16 protein-coding genes are annotated in these 15,981 nt (G+C 57.2%); 6 read left to right on the top strand and 10 right to left on the bottom strand.

What is annotated here, in order from left to right:
- Window positions 1-136: 136 nt before the first annotated feature.
- From ACR0I7_RS12065 to ACR0I7_RS12055, 3 genes are read right to left on the bottom strand one after another with little or no spacing between them, the layout of a single operon-like run.
- Window positions 137-1,972: a carbamoyltransferase family protein gene (locus tag ACR0I7_RS12065; RefSeq protein WP_480511318.1), complete on the bottom strand. Its 1,836-nt coding sequence runs from the start codon at window positions 1,970-1,972 to the stop codon at window positions 137-139.
- A 4-nt stretch (window positions 1,973-1,976) separates the two neighbouring features.
- The gene (locus ACR0I7_RS12060; protein ID WP_480511316.1) at window positions 1,977-2,126 is read right to left on the bottom strand and encodes a DUF5989 family protein; all 150 of its coding nucleotides are present in this window, start codon (window positions 2,124-2,126) and stop codon (window positions 1,977-1,979) included.
- Window positions 2,127-2,144: 18 nt separating this feature from the next.
- On the bottom strand, window positions 2,145-2,549 hold the full coding sequence (locus ACR0I7_RS12055; protein ID WP_480511314.1) for an SxtJ family membrane protein: 405 nt from the start codon (window positions 2,547-2,549) through the stop codon (window positions 2,145-2,147).
- Window positions 2,550-2,765: 216 nt separating this feature from the next.
- On the opposite strand from ACR0I7_RS12055, the gene ACR0I7_RS12050 reads away from it, so the two are divergent.
- Genes ACR0I7_RS12050 through ACR0I7_RS12035 form a run of 4 tightly spaced genes read left to right on the top strand, consistent with a single transcriptional unit; the run spans window position 2,766 to window position 6,683 of the window.
- Window positions 2,766-3,890 (top strand): MlaE family lipid ABC transporter permease subunit, encoded by a 1,125-nt coding sequence (locus tag ACR0I7_RS12050; RefSeq protein ID WP_480511312.1) that lies wholly within the window; start codon window positions 2,766-2,768, stop codon window positions 3,888-3,890.
- Window position 3,891: 1 nt separating this feature from the next.
- Window positions 3,892-4,698 (top strand): ABC transporter ATP-binding protein, encoded by an 807-nt coding sequence (locus ACR0I7_RS12045; RefSeq protein ID WP_480511310.1) that lies wholly within the window; start codon window positions 3,892-3,894, stop codon window positions 4,696-4,698.
- Between the two features lie 15 nt (window positions 4,699-4,713).
- Window positions 4,714-6,030: an MlaD family protein gene (locus ACR0I7_RS12040; RefSeq protein ID WP_480511308.1), complete on the top strand. Its 1,317-nt coding sequence runs from the start codon at window positions 4,714-4,716 to the stop codon at window positions 6,028-6,030.
- Window positions 6,027-6,683, top strand: a complete 657-nt coding sequence (locus ACR0I7_RS12035) for an ABC-type transport auxiliary lipoprotein family protein (RefSeq protein ID WP_480511306.1) — start codon at window positions 6,027-6,029, stop codon at window positions 6,681-6,683. The genes ACR0I7_RS12040 and ACR0I7_RS12035 overlap by 4 nt, the downstream gene beginning before the upstream one ends.
- Window positions 6,684-6,720: 37 nt before the next feature.
- Here ACR0I7_RS12035 and ACR0I7_RS12030 read toward each other — a convergent pair whose 3' ends face one another.
- The 3 genes from ACR0I7_RS12030 to ACR0I7_RS12020 all read right to left on the bottom strand — a co-directional run bounded on the left by ACR0I7_RS12030 (window position 6,721) and on the right by ACR0I7_RS12020 (window position 10,847).
- Entirely contained in the window at window positions 6,721-8,628 is a 1,908-nt protein-coding gene (locus ACR0I7_RS12030; protein ID WP_480511499.1) for a vWA domain-containing protein, read from the bottom strand.
- Between the two features lie 29 nt (window positions 8,629-8,657).
- Window positions 8,658-9,197: an RNA polymerase sigma factor gene (locus ACR0I7_RS12025; RefSeq protein WP_480511497.1), complete on the bottom strand. Its 540-nt coding sequence runs from the start codon at window positions 9,195-9,197 to the stop codon at window positions 8,658-8,660.
- Window positions 9,198-9,266: 69 nt separating this feature from the next.
- A complete protein-coding gene (locus ACR0I7_RS12020; protein WP_480511304.1) occupies window positions 9,267-10,847 on the bottom strand; it encodes an FMN-binding glutamate synthase family protein in 1,581 nt (526 codons plus the stop codon).
- Between the two features lie 282 nt (window positions 10,848-11,129).
- Here ACR0I7_RS12020 and ACR0I7_RS12015 point away from each other — a divergent pair, with 282 nt between their 5' ends.
- Together ACR0I7_RS12015 and ACR0I7_RS12010 are read left to right on the top strand one after the other, a co-directional pair.
- Window positions 11,130-11,498: a fluoride efflux transporter FluC gene (locus ACR0I7_RS12015; protein ID WP_480511302.1), complete on the top strand. Its 369-nt coding sequence runs from the start codon at window positions 11,130-11,132 to the stop codon at window positions 11,496-11,498.
- On the top strand, window positions 11,495-11,863 hold the full coding sequence (locus tag ACR0I7_RS12010; RefSeq protein ID WP_480511300.1) for a fluoride efflux transporter FluC: 369 nt from the start codon (window positions 11,495-11,497) through the stop codon (window positions 11,861-11,863). Before ACR0I7_RS12015 ends, ACR0I7_RS12010 begins: the two co-directional genes overlap by 4 nt.
- 31 nt (window positions 11,864-11,894) lie before the next feature.
- Here ACR0I7_RS12010 and ACR0I7_RS12005 read toward each other — a convergent pair whose 3' ends face one another.
- The 4 genes from ACR0I7_RS12005 to ACR0I7_RS11990 are packed head-to-tail and all read right to left on the bottom strand — an operon-like array spanning window position 11,895 to window position 15,892.
- The gene (locus tag ACR0I7_RS12005; RefSeq protein WP_480511298.1) at window positions 11,895-12,221 is read right to left on the bottom strand and encodes a cytochrome o ubiquinol oxidase subunit IV; all 327 of its coding nucleotides are present in this window, start codon (window positions 12,219-12,221) and stop codon (window positions 11,895-11,897) included.
- The gene (locus ACR0I7_RS12000; RefSeq protein WP_480511296.1) at window positions 12,214-12,846 is read right to left on the bottom strand and encodes a cytochrome c oxidase subunit 3; all 633 of its coding nucleotides are present in this window, start codon (window positions 12,844-12,846) and stop codon (window positions 12,214-12,216) included. Before ACR0I7_RS12000 ends, ACR0I7_RS12005 begins: the two co-directional genes overlap by 8 nt.
- Complete coding sequence (locus ACR0I7_RS11995; protein WP_480511294.1) at window positions 12,843-14,933, bottom strand: cbb3-type cytochrome c oxidase subunit I; 2,091 nt, start codon at window positions 14,931-14,933, stop codon at window positions 12,843-12,845. Before ACR0I7_RS11995 ends, ACR0I7_RS12000 begins: the two co-directional genes overlap by 4 nt.
- Window positions 14,930-15,892 carry a cytochrome ubiquinol oxidase subunit II gene (locus ACR0I7_RS11990; protein WP_480511292.1) on the bottom strand — a complete coding sequence of 321 codons (963 nt, stop codon included), beginning with the start codon at window positions 15,890-15,892 and terminating at the stop codon, window positions 14,930-14,932. The genes ACR0I7_RS11995 and ACR0I7_RS11990 overlap by 4 nt, the downstream gene beginning before the upstream one ends.
- Between the last annotated feature and the right edge of the window lie 89 nt (window positions 15,893-15,981).

Raw genomic sequence — 15,981 nt, 5'->3', positions numbered from 1 at the left:
GCACGTGGTTTGTCTATACTTATTAGAATATGTAGAGGATCAGGGGAAACACCCAGCAGGGTCTGACGCCAATCATCGGACGTAAATAAGAGTCGACGAAAACGCCCCGCCCTTTCGGGCGGAGCGGAGATCGGAACTAGTCGAGTTCGTATTTGGTTTCGTAGTTTTCCTTAAGCGCGGGGTCTTGATCTTCCTTGCGCAGCAGGCAATTGCCGACGGCCAGCACCTCAATATCGGTGCCCATAAAGCACCGGAACGCATCGGTTGGCGTGCAGACGATCGGCTCGCCCCGGACGTTGAACGACGTGTTCACAACCAGCGAACAGCCCGTCAGCTCTTTGAACCGCGAGATCAGCGCGTGGTACTGCGGATTGGTATCCTGATGCACGGTCTGAATACGCGCCGAATAGTCGACATGCGTCACAGCCGGGATCTCGGATCGCTTGACGTTCAGCTTGTCGATACCAAACAGCGCGTTTTCCTCGTCGGTCATCTGGCGACGGATCTTTTCCTGAACATCCGCGACGATCAGCATATAAGGGCTGTCGCCGTCCAGCTCGAACCAATCCGCAACGTCTTCGCGCAAAACCGAAGGCGCAAAGGGCCGGAAGCTTTCACGGTATTTGACTTTCAGGTTCAGCGTTTTCTGCATCGATGCAGATCGCGGATCGCCCAGAATTGATCGGGCGCCCAAAGCACGCGGACCAAACTCCATCCGGCCTTGGAACCAACCGACGGCCTTGCCGTCTGCCAATGCCTGCGCGGTCTGGCCGATCATCTCGCCATTCTCATAAACCGTGAACTTTGCCCCGGCTGCCGACAATTCGCGCGCGATATCGTCATCTTCGTACTTCGGGCCCAGATAAGCGCCGTGCATCTGATCGCCCTGGGTAACAGTCCGAGGCTGCCCCAATTCCTGATGCCATGCCGCATAGGCCGCACCAAGCGCACCGCCTGCGTCACCAGCGGCGGGTTGGACCCAGACATTGTCAAAGGCCCCGTCCCGCAAGATTTTGCCGTTGGCCACACAGTTCAACGCCACACCGCCCGCCATACACAGATTGCGGATACCATGCTCGCGCGCCAGATCGCGGGTGATGCGCAACATGATCTCTTCGGTGACCGCCTGAACAGAGGCCGCAATATCCATATGGAACTGTGTTAGTTGGTCAGTTTCGGGCTTGCGCACCGGCTGGCCAAACAGCTCTTCCATTGCTTTGCTGGTCATAGTCAGACCGGCGGTATAGTTGAAATACTTCTGGTTCAGACGGAATGAGCCGTCCTCTTTAAGGTCGACCAGATGTTCGAGGATCAGGTCCTTGTATTTCGGGTCGCCATAGGGCGCGAGGCCCATGACCTTGTATTCGCCCGAATTGACCTTGAACCCGGTATAGTAGGTAAATGCGGAATAGAGCAGGCCCAGCGAATGCGGGAAATGCAGCTCTTTCAGCATGGTCAGTTCGTTGCCGCGCCCGATCCCTACGGTCGTGGTCGCCCATTCACCCACCCCGTCGACGGTCAGCACGATCGCTTCGTCAAAGGGTGACGGGTAAAAGGCGCTGGCCGCATGGCTGATGTGGTGTTCGGCAAACAACAGCTTATCGACCGAGAAATCGGGATCAAACTTGCGGAACTGTTTGGCCAGCAGATCCTTGAGGAAAAGCTTTTCGCGCAACCACACCGGCATGGCCATCCGGAAGGAATTGAACCCCTTCGGCGCAACCGCGATATAAGTTTCGATCAATCGTTCGAATTTCAGAAACGGTTTGTCGTAGAAGACGACATTATCCACCTCGCTCAGTGAAATGCCTGATTCTTCCAGCACATACTGAACCGCATGATCGGGAAAACCCGGGTCATGTTTGCGGCGTGAAAACCTCTCCTCCTGCGCGGCGGCGACGATCTTGCCATCCCGCAAGAGAGCTGCTGCGCTGTCATGGTACAGCGCAGAAATCCCTAATACATACGTCATGATATCAGAATAGCGTGTAGATGAATGGTGCGATAGCCGAACCCTGGCTCACGACGATCAGACCGCCAAAAACACCAAGAACAATGAGAATGGGCAACAGCCAGAACTTCTTTCTGACCTTCATAAATGACCAAATTTCCGCAACAAACGACACGCTTGGTACTCCCCTAGATTAAAACTGTTGCTTCATGCTGCCGGGCTGGTCTTGCCGCTCAATCCAGTAGCTTTTCTTGGAACTATCTAACTTTATTGACAAAAGATCTTTGCCCAGCAGGCGCACGGCAAGGCCAAAGGGCACAAAGGTTGTCAAAAAAACCAAAAACATGACGATCGGCGCGACAATCGCGCCCAAAAGCATGCCGAATTTGAACCACAAACGGTTTGGAACCCTTAAAATATGCGGTGCAAACAGTGTGATCGCCAGGATTGCAGCGGCAATCGCCATGGGAATCCAGCGCACCTGACCGCCGCCCCAAACGGGCCACAGCGCTATGATCAGGAATACTGCGGTAAAGACATAGCCAAAGCCTCGCTCTGACCCGATTTCTACATCAACATTTGCGTGATGATCTGCCATTGAACACAACCAAATAAACTCAACAAGTAAACACGGCACAAGATAGCATTAAAAACCGGCGGCGCAAATGCTTCGCGCAGAATTCCTGCAATCCGGGCACAGTTTGTCGGACAATATGACCCGGACTGTCACACCTGGGCAATTCATGCGGCTGAAATCACAGCGGAATTGCACAAATTCATTGCAGCCGCTGATTGTTTCACCTCTGATACGCATATGACACGGCCCTCGATTGCATCAGAACGTGAGAAAGACGCCACGCGCATCACGATTTCAGGTGAGATGCTGACGCAATCCCTGAGTGATGTGGAAACTGCATTCGAGACCATTCAACCAGACGGCAACAATATCATCGTCGATCTGACAGGGCTGGAGGCGCTGGACACCAGCGGTGCCTGGCTGATCGCGGATTTGTCGAGACGCCATACAGCGGCCGGCGCGCAATTGTCCTTTCAGGGCCTCAAACCGACCTATTCCGCCCTGATCGACACGGTTTCCCAGAACATCCCTGAGAAGACGCAAACCCAGGACCCTCCCCGGGGGTTCGTCAACTGGGTGGGGCATGTTGGGAAAAAGACCGTTGGGGCTTGGCGGGATACGCTGTCGATTCTGGGGTTTCTAGGCCTTACTTTGCATAGGTTGTTCAGAACGGCTGTGATGCCCTGGCGCCTGCGCCGCGCCGCGCTGGTATCGCAGATGGAAGAGGTTGGCTTTAAGGCGCTGCCCATTGTCAGCCTGATGGGGTTTCTGATCGGCGTTGTGCTGGCCTTTCAGGGGGCGACGCAGCTTAAGCAGTTTGGTGCAGAAATTTTTGTGGTCGAGCTGATCTCGATCTCAGTGCTGCGCGAGTTGGGGATTTTGCTGACCGCCATTATCGTCGCAGGCCGGTCAGGTTCCGCCTTTACTGCCTCGATAGGGTCGATGAAAGTGCAGGAAGAGATCGATGCGATGCGCACGCTTGGTCTGGACCCGATAGAGGTTCTGGTTATTCCGCGTGTGCTGGCGTTGTTGATCATGTTGCCGATCCTGGGCTTTGTGGCGGATATGGCGGGCCTGATCGGCGGCGCATTGATGAGCTGGATTGATCTGGGCGTCAGCCCCGGCATGTTCATCACCCGTCTGAAAGAAAACACCGGCGTCTGGCAGCTGGCCGTTGGCATGATCAAGGCGCCGTTTTTTGCGTTGGTCATCGGCGTCATCGCATGCTGGCAGGCGATGCAGGTTAAGGGCTCATCCGAAAGCGTTGGCCAGCGCACCACAGCGTCCGTCGTCCAATCCATCTTCATGGTGATCGCCATCGACGCACTGTTCTCGATCTTTTTCTCAGAGATTGGGGTCTGACATGGACGGCGCAACTCAACACAAACCCATCGAGGCCGAGACACAGCGCGAGGCGGTGATCCGTGTGCGCAATTTGACCAATCAATTCGGCCCTCAGGTAGTGCATGATAATCTGAACCTCGATGTCTGGCGCGGCGAGGTTCTGGGAATTGTCGGCGGATCGGGCACCGGCAAATCAGTCCTGCTGCGCACCATCGTGGGGCTGAATACACCTGCTGCGGGCGATATCGAGGTTTTGGGCGTTGATGTTCTGAACGGTCCGGAGGCAGATCGGCGGCGTATTGAAAGACATTGGGGCGTGGCCTTTCAGGATGGCGCATTGTTTTCATCATTAACCGTCCTGCAGAATGTCATGGCCCCGCTGCGCGAGCATACTAAGCTCAGCGAAAGCCTGATGCGGTCTTTGGGGGCCCTCAAGATCAGCCTTGTGGGTCTGCCACAGCTCAGCTGCGGCAAGTATCCGTCTGAGCTGTCGGGCGGTATGCGCAAACGTGCAGCGCTGGCCCGTGCGCTGGCTTTGGACCCTGAAATCGTCTTTCTGGACGAACCCACCGCCGGTTTGGACCCCATCGGCGCGGCGGCCTATGATGATCTGATCGGAGAGCTGCAACAAGCGCTTGGCCTGACCGTTTTCATGGTCACCCATGATCTGGATAGCCTTTATGCCATATGCGACAGAGTCGCAGTCCTTGCAGAAAAACGCGTCCTGGTTGAAGGACCGATTGAAGAAATGACCAAGGTAGATCATCCTTGGGTACAAGAATATTTCACCGGCCCCCGTGCCCGCGCGGCACAGCAGAAGGGGTAGGGACAGGTAGAGGCGATGGAAACCCGAGCGAACTATACCCTCATCGGCGCATTCACCCTAGCGGGCATCCTCTGCGCATTTGGCTTTTTCCTTTGGTTGGCCAAATTTGAGGTGACGCGCCAGTACGCCTATTACGATGTTCTGTTTGACAATGTCTCGGGCCTGTCGGCGGCGGGTGGCGTCAGCTACAACGGCCTGCCGGTCGGTCAGGTTCTTTCTTTGAATCTGGATGATGATGACCCCTCCAAGGTCCGCGTTCGGATCGAAGTCGACGCCAGTATCCCGGTGACCGAAGAAACCATTGCACAGCTTCAGTCGCTGGGCGTCACCGGTGTCAGCTATGTTGAGCTGTCAGGCGGCTCACCGAATGCAAAGCGCCTGGAACAGGACAGTGTCATCAAAAGCAAACGCAGCGCCATTCAGTCTTTGTTCGAAGGCGCGCCAAAGGTTCTGGATGAGGCGGTCACGCTGTTGCAGGAGTTAAACTCCGTTGTGGATGAAGAAAACCGCAAAGCCGTCACCGACATTCTGCAGAATCTGTCCTCTGCCTCCGGCCGGTTGGACAAAACGCTGTCGGACTTTGAATCGCTGTCCAGCGATCTGGGCGGGGCCGCCAAGGAAATCGGGGCCTTCACCAAGCGTCTGGATCAACTGGCCGACACGGCAGAGAGCACGCTGACCACCGGGACGGACACGCTCAAAAGCATCAAAACGGCATCAGACTCTGCCAAAGTAGCTCTGGATGAGGCCAAAGATACGCTCAGCACCGCCGATCGTGTGATCCAGCAGGATCTGCAGCCGTTCATTCAGCGCGCCTCAAATCTGGCCGAACATCTGACACGTTTGTCCGAACAGGGTGGCGTGACACTGGCTACGGTGACCGAGACATTTGTGAATGCGAACAAAACACTGGGGTCGATCAGCGCGACGATGGAGACGGCAAAGGGAACGCTGGCCTCTGCTGAACGTGCCTTTGACTCGGCCAACCGTGTCATGGACGAAGATGTCGCGGCAGTCGCGGCAGATATCCGCAAAGCGGCAAATCAGATTGCCTCGACGGTCGCCAACGTTACTGACAAGCTCGACAAGATTTCAGCGGATGTCCTGAGCGCTTCGAACTCTGCTTCGAAACTGCTGGGGACCATCGACGGTATCGTTGAGGAGAACCAGCGTCAGGTCTCGGATTTCCTACGAGTCGGACTGCCGCAGTTTGTTCGCTTCATCGAGGAATCTCAGCGACTGGTGATCAGCCTTGACCGGCTGGTGGATAAGGTCGAGCGTGATCCCGCGCGCTTCCTGTTGGGCACGCAAGCATCGGAGTTTCGCCAATGATTAGGCCCCTGTTTCTGGTCCTGACGATTACATCGCTCGGCGGCTGCGCCGGTTTAGGAACACTCAAGCAAGCGGCACAGCCCAATGATCTGTATCTGCTGACACCCAAAAGCACGTTTTCCTCTTCGCTTCCCCGCATCCAGAAGCAGATCGTTGTCGAAGAACCAACAGCAACCGCAGCCGTCAATACCGATCAGATCGCCGTGCAGCCGACGGCATTGCAGGTCCAATACCTGCCGCGCGCCCGTTGGGTAGATCGTGCGCCGCTGATCGTGCAGTCGCTGCTGGTTGAAAGCTATGAGAACAGCAACAAGGTGTCTGCTGTTGGGAAATCAACCGTCGGCCTGCGCGCGGACTATACGATCGTTCCTGACCTGCGCGAGTTCCAGGGCATCGTAATTGCCGAGACCGAAAACGCAAAAACGGTCCGGATCGAGGTGCGGCTGAACATCAAGATCATTGACGAGTTCGAAGACAAGATCATTGCGTCCAGTTCGTTCAGCGAAAGCGTGGTTTCGGCCAGCGATCAGACGTCTGACCTTGTTGAAGCCTTCGATCTGGCATTGGGCCGCACAATGCGGGATTCAGTGGAATGGAGCGTGCGCAAAATCAATACGCACGCTGCAAACAATCCAAGAAACACGGTCAACTAAATCGGCACGACTGCCGCAAAGGCGGCAGCCGCTTGGGTCACTGGGACAATGTCTCGGCCAGACGCATCAATGTCACAGCCTCGGCCCGATAGCCGAAAGGATCGGTCCCTTTGGCGGCATTGGCCAAGGCAATGGCGTCGTCATAGGACCAGCTTCCCAGATACTCTCCGCCCCTTAGCAATTGGCCGAACCCGGCAATTGCGTAGGAAAACCGCACATCATCTGAAACAGCGCCCTGCCCCGGCAGAATGGGCTGTTCCAGCAATTGGCTCTGTGCGGCACCGGGCGTTTTGTAGCGAAGCTTGAGATACCCCAGCTCTGCGGACCCTTCGGTGGCCTCCTGCGCGGCATAGCGCAGCGGACCGTTGCGGATCGCGTCAGAGCCAACCGGCGTGACCTCGTAAATCGCGGTGACACTGTGACCAGCCCCGATATCGCCGGCGTCGATCTTGTCATTCGAGAAATCCTCGCGCCGCAGGGCACGGGTCTCATATCCGATCAGCCGGTATTCGGCGATCTGAGACGGGTTGAACTCAACCTGAATCTTCACATCATTGGCGATGGGAAACAAAGCCCCTGTGAGCTGATCGACCAGAACCTTGCGCGCCTCGCCCAGCGTGTCGATATAGGCTGCCTGCCCGTTGCCATGCTGCGCCAGCGCCTGCATCGTCGCGTCATCCAGATTGCCACGGCCAAAGCCCAGAACGCTGAGGAACGTGCCGCTGTCGCGCTTATCTGCAATGAAGTCTTCCAAAGCGTCAGGATCGGATAGACCGACGTTGAAATCCCCGTCAGTTGCCAGAATCACGCGGGTCACCTCGCCGTCCTCTGACATCTCTTCCGCCACCTGATAAGCCTGCTGCAAACCGGCCTGTCCGGCGGTGCCTCCACCTGCCTCCAACTGTTCCAGAGAGGCAAGGATCTTGCTGCGTTCCGAGGCCGACGTCGGCTCCAGCACCTGTCCGGCGCTGCCTGCATAGGTGACGATGGACACTTGATCCTCATCCCTCAATTCGGACAGCAGCAGGCGGAACGACTGTTTGAGCAACGGCAGCTTGTTCGGGTCCTGCATCGAACCGGACGTGTCGATCAGGAACACCAGATTCAGCGGCGGGCGATCTTCGATCTCAGGCAGAGCGCCCTGAATGCCGATATGCACCAGTTGCGTGCCGTCGTTCCAGGGTGTGGGCGTAACGGTGATTGTGGGCTTGAACGGCACGTCCCCTTCGGGCGCGGGGTACTTATAGGGGAAATAGTTCACCATCTCTTCGACCCGCACCGCCTCTTTCGGTGGCAAATAACCATTCATCAAAGATGAGCGCACAATGGAATAGGCGGCTGTGTCGACATCAATCGAGAAGGTCGAAACCGGGTCTTCCGCAGTGATCTTCAGCGGATTGGTGTCGGCATTGGCAAAGCTCTCGGTATTCTGTTCCTGCGGTGCGACATAATCCGGCACGGGGACCGCGTGAGACAACTCGGCCGACGCACCCAGCCCCGCGACCGCGCCCTGCCGACGTTTGGCGGTGGGGGCGACGGCCTCTTCAATGATCAAAGGTGCCTCCATAACCGGCGCGGCCAGATCGGCTTCGGCCCGCGCGCCAGCGTCGTCAACCAACGGAACCTCGGGCGCAGCCGTTCTGATTTCCACATCCAACAGGGCCTCGGCCCCCGTGGAGGTCGGAGACAGCACAATGTCGCGCGTCTGCGGGATAACCATCACCATTGCGACGGCAGCAATCGCCGTTGTGGCAGCCAACGCACCGCGATGGGAAAGGGCATTCAACATAGATTTCACTCCTTCTGTCATGCGGACCATCCGGCCTCGCTTGACAGTAGGACGCGCGCCGGCAAGTGATCCTTGGGCCTGCGCAAAATTTTTCTGCGCCCGCGCCAGATTTTCTGCACGGCGCTGCGCGTCAGGCGCGGGTGTTGCCGCATCCATCAGGGTTTTTAGATCGTCGAGCTCATCACTCATTGCGCAAGCTCCTTTTGTTTCATGGCGCGCAGGCGTTTGCGGATTTCTGACATCCGCCACGAGATGGTGCCCTCGGACACACCCAGAACGGCGGCGGCTTGAGCATGGGTCATTTCATCTTCCAGCGTCAGCGCCAGGGTCGCGCGGAGCTCCTCTGGCAGATCATTCATTGCGCGTTGCAACCAATCCAGTGCTTCGGCAGTTTCTGCCGCCTCAGCCCGGCGCATCTTTTCAACGTCACCCCATCCGGTGGCGGCGCGGGCATGGCTGGCCTGTCTGCGCCGGGTGTCTTCAGCTGCATTGACCACAACACGATACAACCAGGTCGTGAACTTTGACTGCGCCCGGAAGCCCGCAATCTTGGCGGGCAAGGCGGCGCAGATATCCTGCGTCAGATCCTCGGCCGCATCTGCACGCCCCGTCAGCCGGAAGGCCAGGCGAAACATGCGATCATAGTGACGCGCCAATAGCGTGGCAAACGCATCTGCGTCACCACTGGCAGCGGCCTGCGCCAGGTCCTCATCCGATGTCATCATACGCATCTCAGATCATAAGACGCATGCCAAACCGTGATCCTTGGCAGCGCCCGAAATTTTTCTGCGTTTTCAAAAATGGCTTGCTGTGGCGGCCTTCCACTCGTGAGCATAAATCTCGGGGGCGGCGTCATCCAGCAACGCCCCGTCTTCGAGCAAAGTGTACAGCTCGGCATAAGAATACTCCCGCTCATCCGATGTGCGGCGACGGATATCTGACGGGTGCAGGTCTGAGACCTTTTCTTTGCCCATTGCGCCCAAAAGTTCGCGAAAGCTTTCAAGCGTTGCATCATGGAATCGATGCACCCGCTTGCGTTTCTGAGGCACATTCACGGCGCGCCCGCGGATCGGATCCTGCGTGGCGACACCGGAGGGGCAACGGTTGGTGTTGCAGTGCAGCGCCTGAATGCAGCCGACGGCAAACATCATGGCCCTTGCGGCGTTGCACATATCGGCACCCAAGGCGCATTTCTCGATCATGTCATAACCAGTGGCAACCTTGCCCGAACAAATGATCCTGATCTGGTCGCGCAAGCCGACACCGCGCAGGCAGTTGTTCACGAATATCAAAGCCTCATTCAAAGGCATGCCTAGACGATTTGTGAACTCAACCGGCGCCGCGCCTGTGCCGCCTTCGGCCCCGTCCACCGTTATGAAATCTGGCAGAATGCCGGTTTCCAACATTGCCTTGCAGATCGCCATGAACTCAGATGGCCGCCCGATGCACAGTTTGAACCCAACAGGTTTGCCGCCCGACATCTCACGCAGATGCTGCACAAAATTCATCAGACCGGTGGGTCCATCAAAGGCGGAATGGGTAGGTGGTGAGATCACATCCTGATGCACGGGTACACCGCGTATCTCAGCGATTTCCTCATCTACCTTGGCGGCAGGCAACACGCCGCCATGCGAGGGTTTCGCCCCCTGAGACAGTTTGATTTCGATGGCTTTAACTATGTCTTTATGCGCCTTTTCGGCGAACTTGTCCTTGTCAAAGCCACCCTCGGCGGTCCGGCAGCCAAAATAGCCCGTACCGATCTGCCAGATGATGTCGCCGCCCTCGGCCAGATGGTGCGGGGACAGCCCGCCCTCGCCGGTGTTATGCGCAAAACCGCCGTCGCGGGCCCCACCATTTAACGCTTTGATCGCGTTTGCGCTGAGCGCGCCAAAGCTCATGGCTGAGACATTCAGACGGGACGCGTTGTAGGGTTTTTCGCATTGCGGGCCGCCCAGCATGATCCGCTCTTCGCTTTCGGCGACATGTTTTGGGGCCAGCGAGTGATTGGTGCGGTGATATCCAGCACTCATGATATCGTACTGCGTCCCAAAGGCCTGAGTGTCGACCTGGCCCTTTGCCCGCGAGTAGACCAAACTGCGTATAATTCGATTATATGGCCTGCCGCTTTCATTGGTTTCTACAAAATACTGACGGATTTCCGGGCTGACAAACTCAAGCATGTATCGAAAGTGTCCCAGAACCGGGTAGTTGTTCAGCACGTTATGCTTGGTCGTCAGCATGTCGTAGAGCCCGACAACTGCGTAGGGAACCAGAATGATCAGAAACAGATGCGCGGGCGGCCAATACAGCCCCAAAACCACCGTCAGTGGCAGCACCACATAGCTTAGCACATAATAGAGTCTGCGTACGATCATCTTACTCTCCCTGGAGGGCACCGTTGTCGGGGCGCCTCTGAGTCACCGGCGATTCAGCCGCTGTTCTGGCCAACCGTTGATACGCATCTTGGCCCAGAATGGCATAGGTTTGAACCGGTTAGCGCACTACCGCGTGATTTTGTGAACCATCGTCAAACGGCGTGACGCAAGCGGTACCGGTTGATCCGCGTATTGGCAGACGATATCCCAAAGCAACAACATGGTTCGGCAGGGCAGATAAGAGTGACGCAATCAGCTTCTTCGCGAGGTGACCGAGCCCTGATGTATGCGGCGGTTTTTGTCGGCGGGGCGGCTGGCTCGCTTCTGCGCGAGACGTTTGCCCACAACATCCCCGGCGCGCCCTTTCTGACAGCCACCTTTGGCGTCAATATAGTGGCCTGTTTCATACTGGGCTGGCTCTATGCAATCAGGCACAAGGTGCATGCCCATGTGTTGCATCTGGGCGCGGTTGGGTTTTGCGGCGGGTTGTCTACGTTTTCGTCTTTTGTCGCCGAACTTGAGCGTCTTGCCGAAAACAGTGGCTGGTCGGTCCTCATAGCCATCGCCGCGGAAATCTTCCTTGGCCTTGGCGCCGCTATCGCAGGCGAGGCGGTGGGGCGCCGGTTTCAATCCGAAAGGCACCGCCAATGAGCGATCTATATTTGCATGCCATGTTTGGCCTTGGCGGTGGTCTGGGTGCGGTTCTGCGGCACTGGCTGGCGCGCCTGCTGGCCCACGAGTTGCCGTTTTCGACCTTGGTCGTGAACGTGCTGGGCAGCCTGCTACTGGGCCTATGGATCGGCTATCTGGGAGGGTCGGTCCATATGGGCGAACAGGAAAAGCGGCTGGTCTTTGGCTTTTGCGGCGGCTTCACAACCTTCTCCAGCTTTGCCTATCAATCGCTGCAATTGCATCGCGAACGGACGCTTGCACTTGCCGCCGGGAACATCCTGCTGAGCCTGTCGCTGTGCTGGATCGCCCTCTGGCTGGGACTGGGCGTGATGAGCGCCTTTTAAAACCCGCACTGAGGCCGCATTATTCCAACAGCTACATCACGTGCATATGCATGCGCAGCGCAAGGTTGCCCAGAATCCAGACCGTGCCCCCAATGATGATCAGCAGAACAAGGGTTGAAAACAGGATCAGGTCCAGATCCTCACGGCTGCTGCGCCGGCGGTCGATATGCAGGAAATAGACCAGTTGCACGATCAACTGGGCAAGACCCAGCAAGCCAATCGCCAGATAGACCCCTGTGGTTTCGATCCCAAAATGATAGGCGACGGCAAAGACCAGCAGCGTCAGCAGCAGTGACCCGCCATAACCGATAACATAGCGGCGGCGTTCGCGCCGGTGCATCTCGGTGCGCTTATCCATAAGTCAGCCCTCCGAAATAGACGATGGTGATGATGCCGATCCAGATCAGGTCGAGGAAGTGCCAGAACAGCGCCAGCCGCACCACGCGCGAGATCACGAGGTCCGTCATCCCCATCACCCGCAGCTGAATGCCCAGCACGATCAGCCATATGCAGCCTGCCGCCACATGCAGACCGTGCAACGGGACCAGACCATAGAAGGCCGACAGGAAACCGCTGCGCTGCGGGATGCCGCCTTTTTCCGCCATCGAGATAAAGTCGCGGATTTCCAGCGCCAGAAAGCTGATCCCCAGCACAAGCGTCACGCCGAACCACAGCACGATCCGTGCGCGCGGCAGGTTATACTTCAGCGCCAGCATCGCCAGCCCAACGGTCAGGCTGCTGGTCAACAAGATCAGGGTCTGGGCAAAGATGCTTTTGAGGTCAAACAGCTCATGCGGCCCCGGCCCGCCCGCCTGTGCGTCGATCATCGTAATATAGATCGCGAACATGAGGCCAAAATAGACCAGATCGCTCATTAAGAAGACCCAAAAGCCGAAGGTGACAACTTCACTGGCTCTATGAGCACTGGCGTGATCCTCGCCCAGATTCAGACCGGGATAGCTATGAGAGGGCGCGCGTCTCATGTGACAGCCTCCATATCGGGTCGGGCGAGCCCTTTGTTCTCGGGCATCGTTTCATGATCGCGGTCAACAGCCACAGCGCTGTGCGCCAGCGCCAGCCATGCCTCGTGATCCTTCCGCACCTGTTCGGCGGGAATGACCTCTTCGGTATCGGTGTCAAAACTCCAGATGATAAGCGACAGGATCAGCAAAACGGTCATCAATGCGGCCAGCCACCAAATCCACCACACCAGCGCAAACATCCAGACGCCGCTGAAGACACACAAAACAAAGCCAATCGGTGTGTTGCGCGGCATCACGATGTCTTCGTAGGCATCCGGGGTTGGATAGGCATCACCACGCTCTTTGGCTGCGGCAAAGTTATCGCGGTCCGTCACGTTTGGGATGATCGCAAAGTTATAGGGCGGCGGCGGGGCCGGGATGGACCACTCCAGCGTCCGTGCATCCCATGGATCGCCCACCGGGACGCGGGTTTTCTCTCGGTCGCGGATACTGACCCACAGCTGCACCAGCACAGACAGCAGCGCCGCGAGGATAACCAGCGCGCCGAGCACGGCAACGATCATATAGGGATGAAAGCTTGGGTCTTCCCAACTGAACGACCGCCGCGGCATACCCATCAGGCCCACAAAATAAAGCGGCAGGAAAGTCAACATGAAGCCGACAGTCCATAGCACCACGGTCACCCGACCCCAGTATTCGTTCAGGCGGAAGCCAAAGGCCTTTGGGAACCAATAGTTATAGCCCGCCAACAGGCCAAACAGCACGCCCGGCAACAGCACATTGTGGAAATGCGCCACCAAGAACAGCGTGTTGTGGACCTGATAGTCGATGGTTGGGTTGGCCAGGATCACTCCGCTGAGCCCGCCGATGACAAACAGCATCAAAAAGGCCAGACCATAGAGCATCGGCACCGAAAACCGGATGCGCCCGCGCCACATTGTAGCCATCCAATCATAGACTTTTACGCCTGTTGGAATGGCGATCAGCATTGTGGCGATACCGAACACCGCGTTGATCAGCGCGCTTTGCCCCATGGTAAAGAAATGGTGCAGCCAGACAGTAAACGACATCACCGCAATCGACATGGTCGCAATCACCAACGAGTTGTATCCATAAAGCCGCTTGGCTGAGAAGGTCGCAAAGACCTCCGAGTAGATGCCATAAGCAGGCAGCACCAGAAGATAGACCTCGGGGTGGCCGAACAACCAGAACAGGTTGGCGTAGTTCATCATGTTGCCGCCAAGGTCGTTGGTGAAGAAGTGGAAATCCAGATAGCGATCAGCGGCCAGCAACAGTGCGGCCACGCCCAGAGGGGGCATGGCAAAAACAATCAGGATCGAGCTGCAGATGATCGTCCAGCAATACATCGGCAGACGCATGAAATGCATCCCCGGCGCGCGCAGCTTATAGATGGTGACGGCAAAGTTGATCCCCGTAAGCGTGGTGCCGATACCCGAGACCACGATGGCCCAAATCCAGTAGTCCGGCCCAACGCCCGGATTGAACGCAGCGCCTGTATAGGGCGGGTAGGCGGTCCAGCCGCCGGTCGAGAACTCGCCCACAACCAGCGAGACCATCAGCATCATGCCAGAGGACACCGTCAGCCCCAGACTGATCTGGTTCATCACGGGAAAGGCAACATCCCGCGCCCCGATCATCAGCGGAACCAGAAAGTTCGCCACACCAAAGACAAAGGGAACCGCAACGAAAAAGATCATGATCGTGCCATGTGTGCTAAACAGCTCGGCGAAGTGTTCCGCTTCGAGGAAGCCATCCCCCGGCCCTGCGGCCTGCTGCGCGCGCATCACGACGCCTTCCAACACCCCGCGCGCCAGCATGACAATCGCAAAGACGATATACATGATGCCGATCTTTTTGTGGTCTGCACTGGTCAGCCAATCGCGCCAGAGCGGCCCCCACAGACGAAACCATGTCAGCAACCCGACAACAGCAACAACGCCGATGATTACAATTCCAGCGGCAGTATTGGCGACGATTTCATTTGCATTCGGGTCGCGCAAAAGACCGGCAATCGGAAACGCATCCCAGTTCAGACGACCAAAGAAACCGGTATCTGTGGATGTCATTGCTGCGCCTCCTGACCATACGCGGTCGTTCCCGGTTGCTGATACAAGGGCAGCGGCTGGCCGCTATGATACCGGTGCAGGATCGTGTGAAACAGATCGCCGTCATCCAGTTTGAAATACAAGGCATCCGCGGGCATCTGCGCGGTGCCGAGCGCCGCCTGAACTTCGTCCCGGTCAGTGCGCATCGCCAGCGTCTGATAAATCTCGGGCGTCAGCAGAGTTCCGTTTGAATTCACCCCATCGACCCAGGCGTTGAAATCGCCGGGCTGCATCGCAATTGTCTGGAACTTCTGCTTGGTGAAGCCGCGCCCGTTATATTGCGTGTTCTCGCCCTGCATTGTCTCGGCGTGATCCGCAACCAGATGCAGCTGCGTTGTCATCCCCGGCATCGCGTAGATCTGACCGGCAAGCGCCGGGATCATAAAAGACTGCATGACCGTGTCGGTGGTCAGCGTCATCGCAATCTGCTGTTTGACGGGAATGCCCATCTCACCCACGGTTGCGATGCCCAGATCGGGATAGATGAACAGCCATTTCCAGTCCAAACCAACCACCTGCACACGCAGGGCGGGTTCTTCTCCGAAAGGGGCAGTATAGGGGTCCAGACGGTGAGTCGCTTTCCAGAGGTAAAAGGACAAGATGGCAACAATCACCACCGGAACGCCCCACATCAGAAACTCCAGCTTTGCCGAAAAATCCCAATCGGGCCGATACGCGGCCTGCCCCCCCCTGCGCCGGCGATAACGGAAGGCGATCAACGGAACCAGAATCAGCACCGGGACAACCGCGATCAGGATCAGGCCGGTGGCGCGCAACAGATGCGTTTTCTGAACGGCAGCGATTGGCCCTTGCGGATCCATAAAGCTGTCGCTGGCGCCAGCCATCTGGGCTGACGCGACCACAATTGCCAATGCCGCCAGTACCGGCACCGTTGCAGGGGACATCCTGAAAATGCTCACGCCCGCCCGTCCTTTTTTCATGCCGTCGTATTCGCCCAACTATCGGCAGAGTCACACAATTTCTCAAGGTTTTTTCTAAATTGGTGATT

The sequence above is a fragment of the Ruegeria sp. AM1 genome, assembly GCF_056540745.1.
This window is presented reverse-complemented; position numbering and strand designations above follow the sequence as displayed.

Coding starts and splice junctions, on each gene's coding strand:
- ACR0I7_RS12065 (WP_480511318.1), bottom strand. CDS start 1,972: ATGACGTATGTATTAGGGATTTCTGCGCTGTACCATGACAGCGCAGCA.
- ACR0I7_RS12055 (WP_480511314.1), bottom strand. CDS start 2,549: ATGGCAGATCATCACGCAAATGTTGATGTAGAAATCGGGTCAGAGCGA.
- ACR0I7_RS12050 (WP_480511312.1), top strand. CDS start 2,766: ATGACACGGCCCTCGATTGCATCAGAACGTGAGAAAGACGCCACGCGC.
- ACR0I7_RS12045 (WP_480511310.1), top strand. CDS start 3,892: ATGGACGGCGCAACTCAACACAAACCCATCGAGGCCGAGACACAGCGC.
- ACR0I7_RS12040 (WP_480511308.1), top strand. CDS start 4,714: ATGGAAACCCGAGCGAACTATACCCTCATCGGCGCATTCACCCTAGCG.
- ACR0I7_RS12035 (WP_480511306.1), top strand. CDS start 6,027: ATGATTAGGCCCCTGTTTCTGGTCCTGACGATTACATCGCTCGGCGGC.
- ACR0I7_RS12030 (WP_480511499.1), bottom strand. CDS start 8,628: ATGGATGCGGCAACACCCGCGCCTGACGCGCAGCGCCGTGCAGAAAAT.
- ACR0I7_RS12025 (WP_480511497.1), bottom strand. CDS start 9,197: ATGATGACATCGGATGAGGACCTGGCGCAGGCCGCTGCCAGTGGTGAC.
- ACR0I7_RS12020 (WP_480511304.1), bottom strand. CDS start 10,847: ATGATCGTACGCAGACTCTATTATGTGCTAAGCTATGTGGTGCTGCCA.
- ACR0I7_RS12015 (WP_480511302.1), top strand. CDS start 11,130: ATGTATGCGGCGGTTTTTGTCGGCGGGGCGGCTGGCTCGCTTCTGCGC.
- ACR0I7_RS12010 (WP_480511300.1), top strand. CDS start 11,495: ATGAGCGATCTATATTTGCATGCCATGTTTGGCCTTGGCGGTGGTCTG.
- ACR0I7_RS12005 (WP_480511298.1), bottom strand. CDS start 12,221: ATGGATAAGCGCACCGAGATGCACCGGCGCGAACGCCGCCGCTATGTT.
- ACR0I7_RS12000 (WP_480511296.1), bottom strand. CDS start 12,846: ATGAGACGCGCGCCCTCTCATAGCTATCCCGGTCTGAATCTGGGCGAG.
- ACR0I7_RS11995 (WP_480511294.1), bottom strand. CDS start 14,933: ATGACATCCACAGATACCGGTTTCTTTGGTCGTCTGAACTGGGATGCG.